Source organism: Bradyrhizobium ivorense, assembly GCF_900696085.1.
GTDB lineage: Bacteria > Pseudomonadota > Alphaproteobacteria > Rhizobiales > Xanthobacteraceae > Bradyrhizobium > Bradyrhizobium ivorense.
The window spans coordinates 1,132,532-1,145,597 of sequence record NZ_CAADFC020000004.1; the positions used below are offsets into that span (position 1 = coordinate 1,132,532).

The window sequence follows — 13,066 nt, forward strand, 5'->3', positions numbered from 1 at the left end:
ACCAGAACAACCGTTCGCAGGGGAATGTCGTCAAACAGCATGGCTGCCCGCGCCGGGCATCACAACAAACCAACCGGCCGGGTCTCAGCGAGTGCGAAACAGGGGCGAAAAACTAAATGTATATCATCGTTGATGACCGCGAGAGCGTCACGAACAGCTATGTTGGAGGCCTGGTTCGTGAAGGCGTTTCATCGATCGGCTTCTCTTCCAACGAATTCTGGGACTGGCTGCGAACCGCAAGTGAACCCGACCTGGCGGCCGTGGACGCCTTCCTGGTCGGAGAATTCGACGCGCGCGGCAGCCTGCCGCGGGCGGTGCGCCGGCGATCGTCGGCGCCGATCATCGCCATGAGCAGCCAGAAGATGCTGAAGAGCACGCTGGAGCTGTTCGAGTCCGGCGTCGACGACGTCGTGCACGTGCCGATTCACCTGCGCGAGATTCTGGCGAGGACCGCGGCGATCGCACGCCGCCGGCTCGGCGACGCGCCGCGGCCGTGCGAGACCCGCATCCAGGTGTTCTTCAACGGGCGCGATCCCGAGATCGGCGGCCGTGCCCTCACCTTGCCGCGCCGCGAGCTGCGGATTCTCGAATACATGGTCAGCAACCACGGCAAGTGGATCACCAAGACGCAGATCTTCAACGCGGTCTACGGCATCTTCGAGTCGACATTCGACGAGAGCGTGATCGAGAGCCATGTCAGCAAGCTGCGCAAGAAGCTGCGCGACCGTCTCGGCTTCGACGCCATCGTGGCGCGGCGCTATGTCGGCTACCGGCTCGACATCCCGGCCAATGATCCGATCGAGCTGCAGGTGGCGGATTTCGGCAATGTCAGCATGCGCATGAACAGGACCCCGGCGGGTCCGGCGATGTACTCCGCCGGCAGCTAGCGGCGATATGACGGCGCTGCGCTCCCTCTCCTCGTCCTTACGGGGAGAGGGTTGGGGTGAGGGGCTGCCTCCGCATAGACGGCGACAATTGGATTCGCGGAGGCCCCCCCTCACCCGGATCGCATCTGCGATGCGATCCGACCTCTCCCCGCAAGCGGGGCGAGGTGAAGCGGAGCCTCGCAGCCGGCGTTATGGCTTGCGCTGGAATTCGTCCTTGGAGACGTAGTTGAAATCCTCGATCAGGACGTCCTGGACGACGTCGGCCTGCATCCGCGCGTTGACGCGCTGCTTGATGGCGGCGGTGAGGATCGACAGGTCGTAGCGGGCGAGCTTCCTGAAATCCAGCCGCTCGTCGGCATAGATCTTGCGGAAGGCTTCGTCGACGATGAACGGCTCGGGCGGAACGTTGAGCTGGTGCATGGTCTTGGCGTCGACGGTGTAAGCGAAGCGCGCGATGATGTAGCCCTGCACATTGCCGTTCTCGACCATCGGCACGCTCAGCGCCCGCGTCTTCTGCGACTGCAGGCCCTCGAGATAGTCGTCCTTTGCCGACAGCAGGCTGCCGTTTTCCTTCCAGTAGGCAACGGCGTAGCTCGTCCCTGCCGTGAGGATGCACACCCAGAGCCCGGCCAGCACCAGCCTGATCATTTGCTGTCCTGTGCCCGGCGGGCGTAGGTGCCGTCCGATTCGGCCTCGCGGATCGCCCTGACGATGATGGTCGCGACCTCACGCACGGCGTCGTAGTGCCGCTCCAGGATGGCGCGGTTGCGCTTGAGCTTGTCGCGCAGCTGGCGGATCTCCTCGGCGATCTCGGCCTCGCTGCCGAGATAGACCCGCGCCCGCATCAGGCGGACGAATTCCAGCATGCTGCGGCTCTTGCGCGCGCTGAAATCGTCGAAGTCGATCTTCTTGCCGGTCTCGAGCGCGCTGGTTTCCTCCTCGATGACGGCCTCGAGCCGCTGGATCGACGCCAGCAGGCCGCGCACCTCGTCCGATCGCACGCCGTCGGCCTCGACGGTCTCTCTGCTCACGTCGGGCACCAGCACCGGCAACGTGGTGCCCTCCCGGCCTTCGGTCTCCGCACCGAATTGTTCGGCCACCATGGCCACTGCGCCGTCACTTGCCTGCATTGAAGTTCCCCCCGCGGCTTTGCTCAGCCATCCCAATTGCATCATTCTGCCTTTCCTGAACCGTTGCGCGCTGCCGGATGCGCGGCGGCGAGTTGTTTCGCGATGCCGATCCCCTTGCCCTGCGCCAGCTGGTTGCCGAGTTGCTCGGCCAGCATCGACCGCCAGACATTGCCTGCGGTGCCTTTCCCAAACAGCTCCTGCGTCTGCTGCGGCAGCATCGTCTCGACGAACACCTGCAGCACGAAGGCCTCGAACTTGCGATACACATCGCCCGAGGCGGCCGCCTTGAAGGTTCCTGGCGCGTTCATGTTCGACGCGCCCAGTTCGGCATCTGCCGCGGCTTGACCATCGGCTGCAGCGGCCTTGCCGACTTCGGACTGCATCGTGGAGAAATCCGCCGCGGCGGATTTCAGCGCGTCGAGCTTTGCGGTCGCGGCGCGCTGCGCCACCGGGTCGGCGGCCTGCAGAACGTCGAGGACGACGTCGGTTGTGGGTGTCACGATCATTGCCTGGACCCGGCTCCCTTGGTCGCAGCCAGCCAATCATGCCGGCGCACGGGCCTGCCTGCGATCTCCTCGAGCGAGCGCTTCTCCGCCTCACGACGCCGGTCGGCAGCCGCGGCCCTGGCGACCTGCTCGACCTGCTTGACGCGGCGGTTCTCGGTCCGCACCTGGTCGAGTTGCCGCGAGGCCTCGGCCTGGACCGCGCGCGCCCCGACGCTGGTCGTGGTCAGCCGCCGCGCGATCGATGCGCTCGACGATCCCGCCGGGGGCCGCAGCGCGTTGAGCGCGCCGATCAGCCAGGCTTCCTCATCCTGCAAGGCCTGCTCCTGCTGGCGCAATTGCGCGAGCTGCCATTCGGACAGCCGCAACTGCAGCTTCATCAGCGAGACCAGGCGAGCAAGCTTTTCCGCGCGTGACGCCATCGCCGGTCACTCCGCCAGCCATGACGACAGGCCGAGCATGAACTGGGTCAGCAGCTCGTCGCTGGTGAGATAAAGCAGCAGGAACCCGCCGAACATGACGAAGGGTATCGAGATGAAATAGACCGGGATCGTCGGCGTCAGCTTGTTGATGAGGCCGACCGCGAGATTGACGATCACCGAATAGACGATGAAGGGGCTGGTGATCCGCAGCGTCAGCACAAACGCCTCGGCGAGGCGATTGACGAGCTGCATCAGCGCCAGGTTGCCCTCGAGCCGGTTGCCGGGGTGCCAGACGTCGTAGGAGTTCATCAGGCCGCGCAGCACCTGCCAGTGCTGGTCGGTCATGAAGAACAGCGTGGTGACCGCCGCCATGATCAGCGGCACCAGCGCCGGCGCCGGATCGGTGTCGCCGACCGGCGTTCCCGGGATGTTGCTCATCCCGATCGCACCCGCCATCATCGTCGACATGGTCTGCAGCGCCAGGAAGAACACGCGCCCCGCAAGCCCGATGACGCTGCCGACCAGCAGTTCGGAGCCGATCAGGAACGCAAGCCGGAACGGCGAGGCGTCCGCCAGCAGCGGCCGCAGCATCGTGACCAGCAATGGCGTCAGCGCGAAGGTGGTGACGACGGCGACGAACAGGCGGACCTGCGGCGGAACGTTGACGCTGGAGAACCCCGGCACCAGCATCAGGCAGGCGCCGATCCGGCAGAACACGATGAAGGTCGCGAGCACGGTATCAGTGAGGCCAGCGATCACGACACGGCTCCGAGCGCCCTGATCTCGGCGCTGCGCGCGACCTCGACATGCGACAGGATCGGCAGGGTCGGGAAAACCCGCTCCAGGATCATCCGGACATAGGGCCGCGCTTCCGGCGTCACCGCCAGCACGACGCTGGTGCCCTTCTCGGTGAACTTGCGGACCGCGGCGGTGGCTTCGGTGGCGAACTGCTCGATCAGGCGGGGATCGGCGTCGAACTCGACGACGTCGCCCTTGGCGTCGCGCTTCAGGCTCTTGTGGAACGCGAGGTCCCAGCGGTTGCCGAGCCGGACCACGTTGAGCACCCCGTTGTCGGCGAGATCGCCGCAGATCTGCTGGGCGAGGCGGACCCGGACATGCTCGGCGACCTGTTCGGAGCGCCGTACATGCGGCGCGATCTCGGCGATCGCCTCGAGAATCAGGTGCAGGTTGCGGATCGACACGCGCTCGGCCAGCAGGATCTTGAGGATCGCCAGCAGGCCCGAATAGGAAATCTGCGACGGGCAGAGGTCGTCGAGCAGGCGCTTGTATTCCGGATCCAGCCGGTCCAGCAGGCCGCGCATGTCCTTGTAGGAGAGCAGCTGAGCGAGATTGGCCCTGATCACTTCGCTGAGATGGGTGAGCAGCACCGACAGATTGTCGACCGGCTTGCAGCCCTGCCGCTTCACTTCCTCGGTGAACGCTTCGGTGACCCAGAGCGCCTTCATGCCGAAGGCCGGCTCGATCACCTCGTCGCCGGGCACGTCGGGCTTGCCGTCCTGATCGACCAGCACCAGCACTTCGCCGAGCCTGAGCTCGCCATGCGCCACCCGCGTGTCGTGGATCCGGATCTGGTATCCCTTCGGATCGATCGACAAATTGTCGGTGAGCTTGATCTCCGGAATCACGAAGCCGTATTGCTTGGCGAATTTCTTGCGGATCTTGCTGACGCGATGCGCGAGCTCGGTGCGCGAGCCGAGCAGGTGAACCGCAAGCTGGCTGCCCAGCGAGAGCTCGATCTCGGCGGTCTTCAGCGATTCCTTCACCGAGTCCTTGGCCTCGGTCTGGGCCCGCTCGTCGGCCTTGCGCGCCTCTTCCTTCTGAAGCTCGGCGGCCTGCCGCTTCGGCAGCGAGTAGCCGACAAATCCCATCACGGCGCCGAGCAGCACGAACGGCAGCATCGGTAGCCCGGGCATCAGCGCCAGCACAAACATCATCAGCGCCGCGGCCGACACCGCGCGCGGATAGCCGCCGAGCTGCCGCAGCACCGCCTGCTCCGCCGATCCGCGGGTGCCGCCCTTGGAGACCAGGAGGCCCGCCGACAGCGACACGATCAGCGCCGGCATCTGCGACACCAGGCCGTCGCCGACCGACAGTTTTGTATAGACGTCGGCGGCGCGCGCCAGGCTCAGGCCGTGATGCGTCACGCCGATCACGATGCCGCCGAAGATGTTGATCGCGGTGATCAGCAAGCCGGCGATGGCGTCGCCGCGGACGAATTTCGAGGCGCCGTCCATCGCGCCGAAGAACGCGCTCTCTTCCTCGAGCTCGCGGCGGCGGCGCTGGGCTTCCTTGTCGTCGATCAGGCCGGCGGAGAGGTCGGCATCGATCGCCATCTGCTTGCCGGGAATGGCATCCAGCGTGAAGCGGGCACCGACCTCGGCGATACGGGTGGCGCCCTTGGTGATGACGACGAAATTCACCGTGACCAGGATCGCGAAGATGATCAGGCCGATGACGAAATCGCCGCCCATCACGAATTTGGAGAAGCCCGCCACGACGTAGCCGGCGGCGTGCTCGCCCTCGCCGCCGCGCGACAGGATCAGGCGGGTGGTGGCGATGTTGAGCGCGAGCCGCAGGATGGTCGCGATCAGCAGCACGGTCGGAAACGCCGAGAAGTCGAGCGGCCGCTGGATCCACAGCGCAACCATCAGGATCAGCGCCGACAGCGCGATCGAGAACGCGAGGCCAAGGTCGATCAGCACCGGCGGAATCGGCAGGAACAGGATCGTGAGCATGACCACGATGCCGCCCGCAAAGAAGGCGTCCGCGCCGAGGCGTCGCGGGGTTGGCAGACCAGCAGTCAACGTATCGGCCATGGGGCACCGGCAGCAGATTCAGTCAGGCAATCTGCCGTGCAAAGCTTACGCGAGGGTGGCGGCTTCGCGCGCTGCGGATCAGAATCCGTGTTCGATCCGGGAATAGACCATCTCGGTGAAGGTCGAGATGTGGGCGCCGATGAACGAGCCGGAGGCGGCGACGACGACCAGGATGACGATGATCTTCGGCACGAAGGTCAGCGTCATCTCCTGCACCTGGGTCAGGGCCTGGATCAGCGCGATGATGGTGCCGACCAGCATCGCCGCACCGACCGCGGGGCCGGAGGCGACAATGATGGTCCAGATTGCCGCCTGGACGATATCGAGGGCGTCTCTCTCGTTCATGGTTAGCTCAAGGTCAGGCCGGGTCCAACCATGACCTTGGTGCCGTTCTCGAGCGTGGCGACGGCGCCGTCGGTGTTGATCGAGACCGACGCGATCTTGCCGGTCACGCTGGCGCCGGTGGTGTCGGTGAAGCTCACGGTGCGGCCGATCAGCCCGTCGGCCTGCGACAGCGCCGAGGACGACAATAGCGCGTCGAGCTTCGAATTGGTCTGCATCGCCTGCTCGACCGAGGATAGCTGCGCGAACTGGCTCATATATTGGGAGGTGTCCATCGGATTGGTCGGATCCTGATTCTTCATCTCGGCGATCAGGAGCTGCAGGAAGGTGTTGTAGTCGACCGTGCTGGTGCTCTTGGTGGACGAACTCGCCGAGGATTCCGTGCTGGTCTTGTCGGTCGCGCTGGTGACGTTCATGTCTCTCTCCGCTGTCAGGCAGCCTCGATTGGGAGTTCGATCGCCGTGCCGGACAGGATCGCCTGCTCCACCGGGAACAGCGCCCGTATCCGCTTCAGCGCTTCGTAGTAACGCGTCGCGGCCACCAGCTCGCCGACCTGATCGAGGCCGTCGAGCATCTGCCGGTTCTCGCACACCGCCTTCAGCGCGGCATGATGCTGCTTGTAGAGCACGGCGGCATCCTGATGATCGGTCGGGTTCATCAGCATGAGCTGGACCATGAAATAGAGCTGGCGCAGCGCCGTGGTGGCGTCGGCGGCCTGCATGATCTGATTTTCCAAAAGGAACATCACGTCGTTGACGAGCTCGATCGCGACCTTGCGGTCGACGCGCAGCACCGCCCCGTTTATGTAGATCAATTCGCCTGCCCGCAGCGATACCTTCATTGCAGCGCGTCTCGGATCAGGCGGTTGATTTCGACCAGCCGCACCACGTCGTTCGACTTGGTCTCGCGCAGGCGGTCGGCTTCCCGGATCACCCACAGGCCGATCGAGATGATGTCGGCGCGCAGCTTGTCGGGCAGCCCGTTGTCCGGATGCGCAAGATCCTCGATCAGGAGGGTCCACAGCTTCCTGATGTAGAGCAGGCTTTCGATCAGATCCACATTGCTGAAGACGCCGTCCTGCAGCCGCTCCAGCCGGTCGATGCCGATCGTCAAGGCCTGCCGCTCGCGCGAGCGCGCCTCGAGGCTGCTGTCCTCGGCAATCGTCTCGTAAGCTTCAAAGGTCATCGAGACCACTCTGCACAGTAGAGGAGGACAAGTGCTGCATTCCCGGCTCAGAGATAATTGATGAGGCTCATCTTCTGCAGCTGCGCGGTGAGCGCGAGCGCCGTGTTGATCTGGGTCTGCAAGGTGTTGACGCGCACCGACGCCTCGGTCGGGTCGACATTCTCCATGCCGACGACCTGATTGTTGAGAATGTCGTGCTGCAGTTTCAGCTTGTCGGTCGCGCTGCTGACCCGCTGGTGGATCGCGCCGACGCTGCCGCCAAGCACCGCGAGATCGTTGATGGCGCCGCTGACGAGGCTGATCGCCTTGTCGACCACGACCTGGAAGGTCGCCTTGCTCAGGTTGGTGTTGCCGAGATCGCTGAGCATGGTGTAGGCCTCGGCGAGCTTGCGGAAGCCGGGCTGGTTGGCGCTGACCGAGGTGTCGACGACCTCGGTGGTGGAGATGCGGCTGCTCAGCACCTGGTCGGTGGCCGAGGACCGGTTGCTGTTCCAGGCCGGGCTGGCGAACTCGGCGTCGAAGCTGCCGTTGAGGAAACTCTGCATCTGCGCCGGCGTGATACCGCTGACGCCGGCCGCCGATTGCGAGAAGCCGAAGGCCGCAAAAAAGTCCGCGTCGACGGCGTTCTTGCTGGTCGAGCCCGCGGTGTAGTTCTGCACCGGCGCGTTGGTGGTATCGATACCGGCGAACAAATACGAGCCGTTGTAGGAGACGTTGAGCGCGCCGGTGAGGTCCTGCAGATTGGCGGTCGCGCTCGGCAGAATCACCCGCGCGCCGCCGTCGGTATCGCGCGCGGCGATCAGGTTCTTGAGAAAATCCTGCGCGGTGGTGCCGAGCTGGGTGACCCGGTTCTGGATCACGTCGAGGCGGCCGGAGACGAGCTCGTTGGTGTCGACGATTTGGTCGATGTAGCTCATGTCCGCCCGCAGCGACACGTCGCGCCCTGTGGCGGCGCCAAGCTGCAGCCCGACATCGGCGAAGCGGCCGGTGGTCGCTTCCTTGCTGGCCTTGCTCAACAGGCTCTGATTGTTGGTGATCGAGAACCTCAGCGCCGAGGTGAGCATGTAGGACGAGATGTAGTTCGCGCTCATGTCGAGGCCCCCACGGCGGCAAGCAGACTGTTCAGCATGTCGTCGACGGTCGAGATCAGCTTCGACGACGCCGAATAGGTGCGCTCGACCTGCAGCATCAGCGACATCTCGTCGTCCATGTTCACGCCATTGACGTTGGAGAGCGCCGCGTTGCTGCGGTCGAGCAGCGTGTTCTGGTATTGCATGCCGTCGTCGGCGCTCTTGCGCTGGGTTTCGATCCAGCTCGCGGATGACGAGGCGAAGTCGATCACGCCGCCGCTCGGCTTGCCCCCGGCCGCCGGATCGAACGGCTGCGGCATGTCCATCTTGTCGATCAGCTGCTGCAGGCGTGTCGAATAGCCGGCATTGCCGGCGGTATTGTAGTTGTAGGCGGCGTTGCCGCTGATGGCGCCATCACGCAGCAGGTTGGGATTGCCGCCCACGGCAGGATCAACCGAGGCGGCAACCCGGATGGTTCCGGCGAGGCCGACCGACACGGCGGCGCTCGCGGGCATGCCCGGCGCGCCGGGATAGGTGAAGAGGCCGGGCACGTCGGGCAGCGCGGCGCCGGACTGATCGCTCTCGGCAAAGGCGGAGATCAGGCCGCGCGCGACTTCGTCGAGCTGGCTCTGATAGGTGACAGTGGCCTTGTCGCGGAGCTCGGCAAGGCCCGCGATCTTGCCGGATTTCAGCGGCATCACCGACGAAGCGCCGGTCACCGGCACGCCGTCGATATAGACCGCGTTGCCCGTGGTGCCCGGCGTATAGGTGTTGGTCGGCGTGAAGCTGACGGTGCGCGCCTTCTTGTCGTACAGCGCGACGCCGCTGTCGGTGTAGAGCGCGGCATCGCCGTTGGGACGGATCGAGACCGAAATGCCGATCTCCTGCGACAGCTTTGAGATGATGCTGTCGCGCTGATCGAGATAGTCGGTGACGTCGTCGCCGGCGATGGTGCCTTTCACCACCGCGGTGTTGACGGTGTCGAACTGGGCGAGCAACTGGTTGATGTTGGCGACCGAGGTCGCAATGTCGGCATCGGCGCCCTCGCGGACCGACTGCACGGTCTGGGTCGCCTGGTTCAGCGTCGACGCCATGTCCTTGGCGGCCGAGACCGCGGCCTGCGCCAGCGTCGCGTTGTCGGGCGCGGTCGCGTATTGATGCAGCGCTTGCTTCAGCTTGTTCAGCATCGCGGTCGGCGACTGGTCCTGCTCCGGATCGTCCACCGTGGTCGCGGCGATCTGCTGCAGGCCGTCATAGATCGCGCTCTGCTTGGCAGAGGCGGAGGTCGCGGTCAGGACGTTGGTGAACAGGCCGGTGCTGGCGGCGCGCTGGATCGCCGCGACATAGACGCCGGCGCCGGGCAGCGTGTCCAGCACCGCGATCTTGCGCGAATAGCCGGCCTGCCCGGCGCCGGCGATATTGCGCGATATCGCCGACGACTGGACGCCCGACGCCATCAGGGAGTTGCGGGCGGAATCGAGAGCGGCGGTCAGGGACATTGCGTGCTCTTGGCCAGGGAAAGCGCCGCTGCGATCAGCGCTTCAGGTTGACGACGACGTCCAGCAGGTCCGCGCCGGTCTGGAAGGATTTGGAGTTGGCTGTGAAGCCGCGCTGCGCCTCGATCATCGAGGTCAGCTCGTCCGCGAGGTCGACGTTGGATTCCTCCAGCGCGCCGGACTGGATGGCGCCCATGCCGCCCTGACCGGCAAGGCCGACCTGGACGTTGCCGGACTTCAGGTTCGGCGAATAGACGTTGCCGACTTCGGGGGTCAGATTGTCGGGGCTCGGCACGTCGGCGAGCGCGATCCGGTAGCTCGGGATCTTGGTGCCGTTCTGCAGGATCGCGGTGACGAGGCCGGTCTCGTCGATATCGACCTTCTCGACCGCGGACGGCGCGTTGCCGTCGACGGTGGCCTTGAAGTCGAAGCCGGAGGCGACCTGCGTCATCGCCGAGAGATCCATCGTGAAGGCCGAACCGCCCGGAATGGTCATGGTCAACGACTTCGGACTTGCCGCGGCAAGCGCACCCTTGCCGGTGGCACTGACGTCGAAGGTGAAGGTGTTGGAGGCGAGCGGGCCGCCCGAATAGGGGAAGCCGCCGGTGCCCGACGTCGAGGTCGAGGCGTCGTAGGTCTGCACCAGCCAGGTGTTCGCGCCGGTCTTGAACGCGTAGACGTCGAGCGTGACCGCGTTGCCGATGTTGTCGTAGGTGACGACGGAGGTCTTCGAGGTGTAGGCCGGCGGACCGGCGCTGATCGCGGCGCTGGGATCGAGATTGGCGGCGACGGTCGCCTTGGTCGAGGGCTGCGCCTGCAGCGCCGCCTGGTTGACGTTGATGACCTGAAGGCCGGCGAAGCCATTGGCGGCGACCGAAGGAGCGGCGCCGTTGCGAACGTCGTAGCCCATCAGCTGGAAGCCGGCGGCGTTGACCAGATTGCCCTGGCTGTCGGGCACGAACGAGCCGGCGCGGGTCAGAAAGTTGTTGCCCGATGAATCCTGCACCACGAAGAAGCCGTTGCCCTGCACGGCGAGATCGGTCGTCGAGGTCGTGAACTGCAGATTGCCGGCATCGGTGATGGCGTAGCGGACGTTGGTTTCGACGGCGCCCGAATCGTATTTGCCCGAGCCGCTCTTCAGGATCAGCGAGGAGAACTCGGTCGAGGCCCGCTTGTAGCCGGTCGTGTTGACGTTCGCGATGTTGTCCGAGACCGTCGACAGCTTGTTGGACTGCGCAGACATCCCGGAAACGCCGGTGCGCATCACACCATACAGGCTCATGGATTGGGCTCCTTTGGTAGTTTGCCGCTACAATGGCGGCTCTTGCTTGCGCGGGGCTGACGGTCGCTGGTGCGGCGCAACCTCAAATCGTTCGCGGCTGGCACAGCGAACGCGCCTGGTCGGTCCAGGCACCGAAGCCGCTGGAGACGAGGTGCGCGACGATGTGGCAGACGTAACGCTTCTGCGCGGGCTGGTTGTTGGGACCGGCATTGTAGCGGGCGACCGCCATGGTCCAGCTGCCCTCGCGCTGCTTCAACTCCTTGAGAAAGCGCGCGGCGTAGTCGACATTCCTGGCGGGATCGAACATCGCCTTGACCGAGGCGAACTTGTCGCCGTGATAATAGTGATTGATCTGCATGCAGCCGAGGTCGATCAGCTTGGTGCCGCGGCGCCTCATCGCCTCGAAATTGGCGATGGCGTCGTCGATGTCTTTGGCAAACACCGTCTGGCCTTCGGCGCCGAGCGCATAAGGATGCAGCGCGCCGCGGCGCCCGGTCTCAGTCAGGCCGACGGCATAAAGAATGCCGAGCGGAATGCCATGAACCCTTGCGGCGCGCGCCATCTCGCGCTCGCAGGGACGCGCGCTGTCCGCCCTCGCCGCGCCGGCGGTGACGCTACAGATAGACAGCGCCGCGACGATCGCGCAGCGCCACGTCCTGATCATGACGTGTCTCCCGGTGGTTCTGATGCTCCTGCCGCGGCTGCTTCGCGCCGTCCTGCGGCTGGCCGGACGATGTCCCGGAGCCGCCGGGCCCGCCCTGCGGCTGTGACGATTGCTGCTGCCCGGCGAATGAGGCTTGCGACTGGCTCGAGCCGGTCTGAAATCCGTCCAGCGATCCGTGGCGGACTGGCGCGACGTCGGCGACGTAACCTGCCGACTGCATCAGCTCGCGGATCGAGTCGCGCTGCTGGTCCAGCATCTGGCTGGTGTCCTTGCGATCCGCCGCAAGATGGACCGAGACCGCTTCGCCGACCAGACGCAGGCGCACGGTGACGTTGCCGAGATCAGGTGGCTCGAGACTGATGGTCAGGATCTTGAGCGGCTGATCAGGTGTATTGCTTTGCGATGACGCGAGATCGGGCGCCGCCGCTGGCGCGGGCTGCGCGGCGCCCTCCAGCTCGGCCACCACGGCATTCGCGACCTGCTGGGGCGCGGTGAATTGCTGCAGCGGCGGCAGATGGGTCTCCTGCTGCACCACGGTGACCTTGGTGGCTTCCGGCAGCGCCTCGCGCGCCGAGACTTTTGCCGCGCGCCCGACATTGGCTGCGACGGTCTCGAAGCCGGACACGGCCGGTGCAGCCTTGGGCGTTGCGTCGGCCTGCGGGGACGCCGCTGGGCGCGGGGCATCGACCGGCGGGCGGCTGCCGGCGTCCACAACATCGGCGTTTGCCGCAGTCGGAGCGCGCGTAGCCGAAAGATCATGTGCGGTCGAGGACCGCTCGGCGCGGTCAGGCGTGGCCTTGTCGCGCGCAGCCGGTTGCGGTTGCGCCTGCGGCTTCACGAGCGGCGCGGCGGCGAGTTCCTGGCCAACGATCGACGGCTGGGTCAATCGGCTCGGGACATCCAGCGTGGCCGCGTGGTCGCGCGTCGGCGATGCCGGCGAGGTGTGCCGCTCCTCGGCCGTCTCCGGCTGCTCGCGCACCGGCTCGTCGCGGGGCTCATCGCGTTCCGCCAGTTCCGCGATGCGCGTGCGCAGCGCGACCGGCTTCAGCGACACGGCCTTGTCCTGATCGTCCGATGTCCGCTTCGCCTGGTTCGACACGGTGTGAATCAGATCCTGGAATGATTTGTCGCCGGTCGCCTGCTTGGCCGCGCTGGTTCCAGCGCGGCTGCCGCGCGAAAAAGTTTCGGCGGTGGCCGAGAAAAGCTGACCGGACGTTCCGCTGAGCTTGGTCATGTGAGCTTGATCAT

Annotated in this window: 16 protein-coding genes; 1 reads left to right on the forward strand and 15 read right to left on the reverse strand. The window is 65.5% G+C overall.

Going from position 1 to position 13,066, the window contains the following annotated elements; all coding sequences use genetic code 11:
* The first annotated feature begins 116 nt into the window (after positions 1–116).
* On the forward strand, positions 117–887 hold the full coding sequence (locus CI41S_RS06035; RefSeq protein WP_139857821.1) for a response regulator transcription factor: 771 nt from the start codon (positions 117–119) through the stop codon (positions 885–887).
* Positions 888–1,076: 189 nt separating this feature from the next.
* On the opposite strand, the gene CI41S_RS06040 is transcribed toward CI41S_RS06035, so the two are convergent.
* The 15 genes from CI41S_RS06040 to fliK all read right to left on the reverse strand — a co-directional run bounded on the left by CI41S_RS06040 (position 1,077) and on the right by fliK (position 13,052).
* Positions 1,077–1,535 carry a hypothetical protein gene (locus CI41S_RS06040; protein ID WP_139857822.1) on the reverse strand — a complete coding sequence of 153 codons (459 nt, stop codon included), beginning with the start codon at positions 1,533–1,535 and terminating at the stop codon, positions 1,077–1,079.
* Positions 1,532–2,017 (reverse strand): flagellar biosynthesis protein FlgN, encoded by a 486-nt coding sequence (locus CI41S_RS06045; RefSeq protein WP_139857823.1) that lies wholly within the window; start codon positions 2,015–2,017, stop codon positions 1,532–1,534. Before CI41S_RS06045 ends, CI41S_RS06040 begins: the two co-directional genes overlap by 4 nt.
* 41 nt (positions 2,018–2,058) lie before the next feature.
* Positions 2,059–2,523, reverse strand: a complete 465-nt coding sequence (locus tag CI41S_RS06050; RefSeq protein ID WP_139857824.1) for a rod-binding protein — start codon at positions 2,521–2,523, stop codon at positions 2,059–2,061.
* Positions 2,520–2,942 carry a hypothetical protein gene (locus CI41S_RS06055; RefSeq protein ID WP_139857825.1) on the reverse strand — a complete coding sequence of 141 codons (423 nt, stop codon included), beginning with the start codon at positions 2,940–2,942 and terminating at the stop codon, positions 2,520–2,522. Before CI41S_RS06055 ends, CI41S_RS06050 begins: the two co-directional genes overlap by 4 nt.
* A gap of 6 nt (positions 2,943–2,948) precedes the next feature.
* The gene (gene fliR, locus CI41S_RS06060) at positions 2,949–3,701 is read right to left on the reverse strand and encodes a flagellar biosynthesis protein FliR (RefSeq protein ID WP_139857826.1); all 753 of its coding nucleotides are present in this window, start codon (positions 3,699–3,701) and stop codon (positions 2,949–2,951) included.
* Entirely contained in the window at positions 3,698–5,779 is a 2,082-nt protein-coding gene (flhA, locus tag CI41S_RS06065; protein ID WP_139857827.1) for a flagellar biosynthesis protein FlhA, read from the reverse strand. The genes fliR and flhA overlap by 4 nt, the downstream gene beginning before the upstream one ends.
* A 78-nt stretch (positions 5,780–5,857) precedes the next feature.
* Positions 5,858–6,124, reverse strand: coding sequence for a flagellar biosynthesis protein FliQ (gene fliQ / locus CI41S_RS06070; protein ID WP_139857828.1), 267 nt, complete (start codon positions 6,122–6,124; stop codon positions 5,858–5,860).
* Between the two features lie 2 nt (positions 6,125–6,126).
* A complete protein-coding gene (gene flgD, locus CI41S_RS06075; protein WP_139486630.1) occupies positions 6,127–6,537 on the reverse strand; it encodes a flagellar hook assembly protein FlgD in 411 nt (136 codons plus the stop codon).
* A 14-nt stretch (positions 6,538–6,551) separates the two neighbouring features.
* Positions 6,552–6,962, reverse strand: a complete 411-nt coding sequence (gene flbT, locus CI41S_RS06080) for a flagellar biosynthesis repressor FlbT (protein WP_139486631.1) — start codon at positions 6,960–6,962, stop codon at positions 6,552–6,554.
* Complete coding sequence (flaF, locus tag CI41S_RS06085; protein ID WP_139486632.1) at positions 6,959–7,306, reverse strand: flagellar biosynthesis regulator FlaF; 348 nt, start codon at positions 7,304–7,306, stop codon at positions 6,959–6,961. The genes flbT and flaF overlap by 4 nt, the downstream gene beginning before the upstream one ends.
* A 47-nt stretch (positions 7,307–7,353) precedes the next feature.
* On the reverse strand, positions 7,354–8,397 hold the full coding sequence (locus CI41S_RS06090) for a flagellar hook-associated family protein (RefSeq protein WP_139857829.1): 1,044 nt from the start codon (positions 8,395–8,397) through the stop codon (positions 7,354–7,356).
* Entirely contained in the window at positions 8,394–9,875 is a 1,482-nt protein-coding gene (flgK, locus tag CI41S_RS06095) for a flagellar hook-associated protein FlgK (protein ID WP_139857830.1), read from the reverse strand. The genes CI41S_RS06090 and flgK overlap by 4 nt, the downstream gene beginning before the upstream one ends.
* Before the next feature lie 34 nt (positions 9,876–9,909).
* The gene (locus CI41S_RS06100) at positions 9,910–11,154 is read right to left on the reverse strand and encodes a flagellar hook protein FlgE (RefSeq protein WP_139857831.1); all 1,245 of its coding nucleotides are present in this window, start codon (positions 11,152–11,154) and stop codon (positions 9,910–9,912) included.
* Positions 11,155–11,236: 82 nt separating this feature from the next.
* Complete coding sequence (locus CI41S_RS06105) at positions 11,237–11,818, reverse strand: transglycosylase SLT domain-containing protein (protein ID WP_139857832.1); 582 nt, start codon at positions 11,816–11,818, stop codon at positions 11,237–11,239.
* Positions 11,769–13,052: a flagellar hook-length control protein FliK gene (gene fliK / locus CI41S_RS06110; protein WP_139857833.1), complete on the reverse strand. Its 1,284-nt coding sequence runs from the start codon at positions 13,050–13,052 to the stop codon at positions 11,769–11,771. Before fliK ends, CI41S_RS06105 begins: the two co-directional genes overlap by 50 nt.
* Between the last annotated feature and the right edge of the window lie 14 nt (positions 13,053–13,066).

Coding starts and splice junctions, on each gene's coding strand:
- CI41S_RS06035 (WP_139857821.1), top strand. CDS start 117: ATGTATATCATCGTTGATGACCGCGAGAGCGTCACGAACAGCTATGTT.
- CI41S_RS06040 (WP_139857822.1), bottom strand. CDS start 1,535: ATGATCAGGCTGGTGCTGGCCGGGCTCTGGGTGTGCATCCTCACGGCA.
- CI41S_RS06045 (WP_139857823.1), bottom strand. CDS start 2,017: ATGCAGGCAAGTGACGGCGCAGTGGCCATGGTGGCCGAACAATTCGGT.
- CI41S_RS06050 (WP_139857824.1), bottom strand. CDS start 2,523: ATGATCGTGACACCCACAACCGACGTCGTCCTCGACGTTCTGCAGGCC.
- CI41S_RS06055 (WP_139857825.1), bottom strand. CDS start 2,942: ATGGCGTCACGCGCGGAAAAGCTTGCTCGCCTGGTCTCGCTGATGAAG.
- flhA (WP_139857827.1), bottom strand. CDS start 5,779: ATGGCCGATACGTTGACTGCTGGTCTGCCAACCCCGCGACGCCTCGGC.
- fliQ (WP_139857828.1), bottom strand. CDS start 6,124: ATGAACGAGAGAGACGCCCTCGATATCGTCCAGGCGGCAATCTGGACC.
- flgD (WP_139486630.1), bottom strand. CDS start 6,537: ATGAACGTCACCAGCGCGACCGACAAGACCAGCACGGAATCCTCGGCG.
- flbT (WP_139486631.1), bottom strand. CDS start 6,962: ATGAAGGTATCGCTGCGGGCAGGCGAATTGATCTACATAAACGGGGCG.
- flaF (WP_139486632.1), bottom strand. CDS start 7,306: ATGACCTTTGAAGCTTACGAGACGATTGCCGAGGACAGCAGCCTCGAG.
- CI41S_RS06090 (WP_139857829.1), bottom strand. CDS start 8,397: ATGAGCGCGAACTACATCTCGTCCTACATGCTCACCTCGGCGCTGAGG.
- flgK (WP_139857830.1), bottom strand. CDS start 9,875: ATGTCCCTGACCGCCGCTCTCGATTCCGCCCGCAACTCCCTGATGGCG.
- CI41S_RS06100 (WP_139857831.1), bottom strand. CDS start 11,154: ATGAGCCTGTATGGTGTGATGCGCACCGGCGTTTCCGGGATGTCTGCG.
- CI41S_RS06105 (WP_139857832.1), bottom strand. CDS start 11,818: ATGATCAGGACGTGGCGCTGCGCGATCGTCGCGGCGCTGTCTATCTGT.
- fliK (WP_139857833.1), bottom strand. CDS start 13,052: ATGACCAAGCTCAGCGGAACGTCCGGTCAGCTTTTCTCGGCCACCGCC.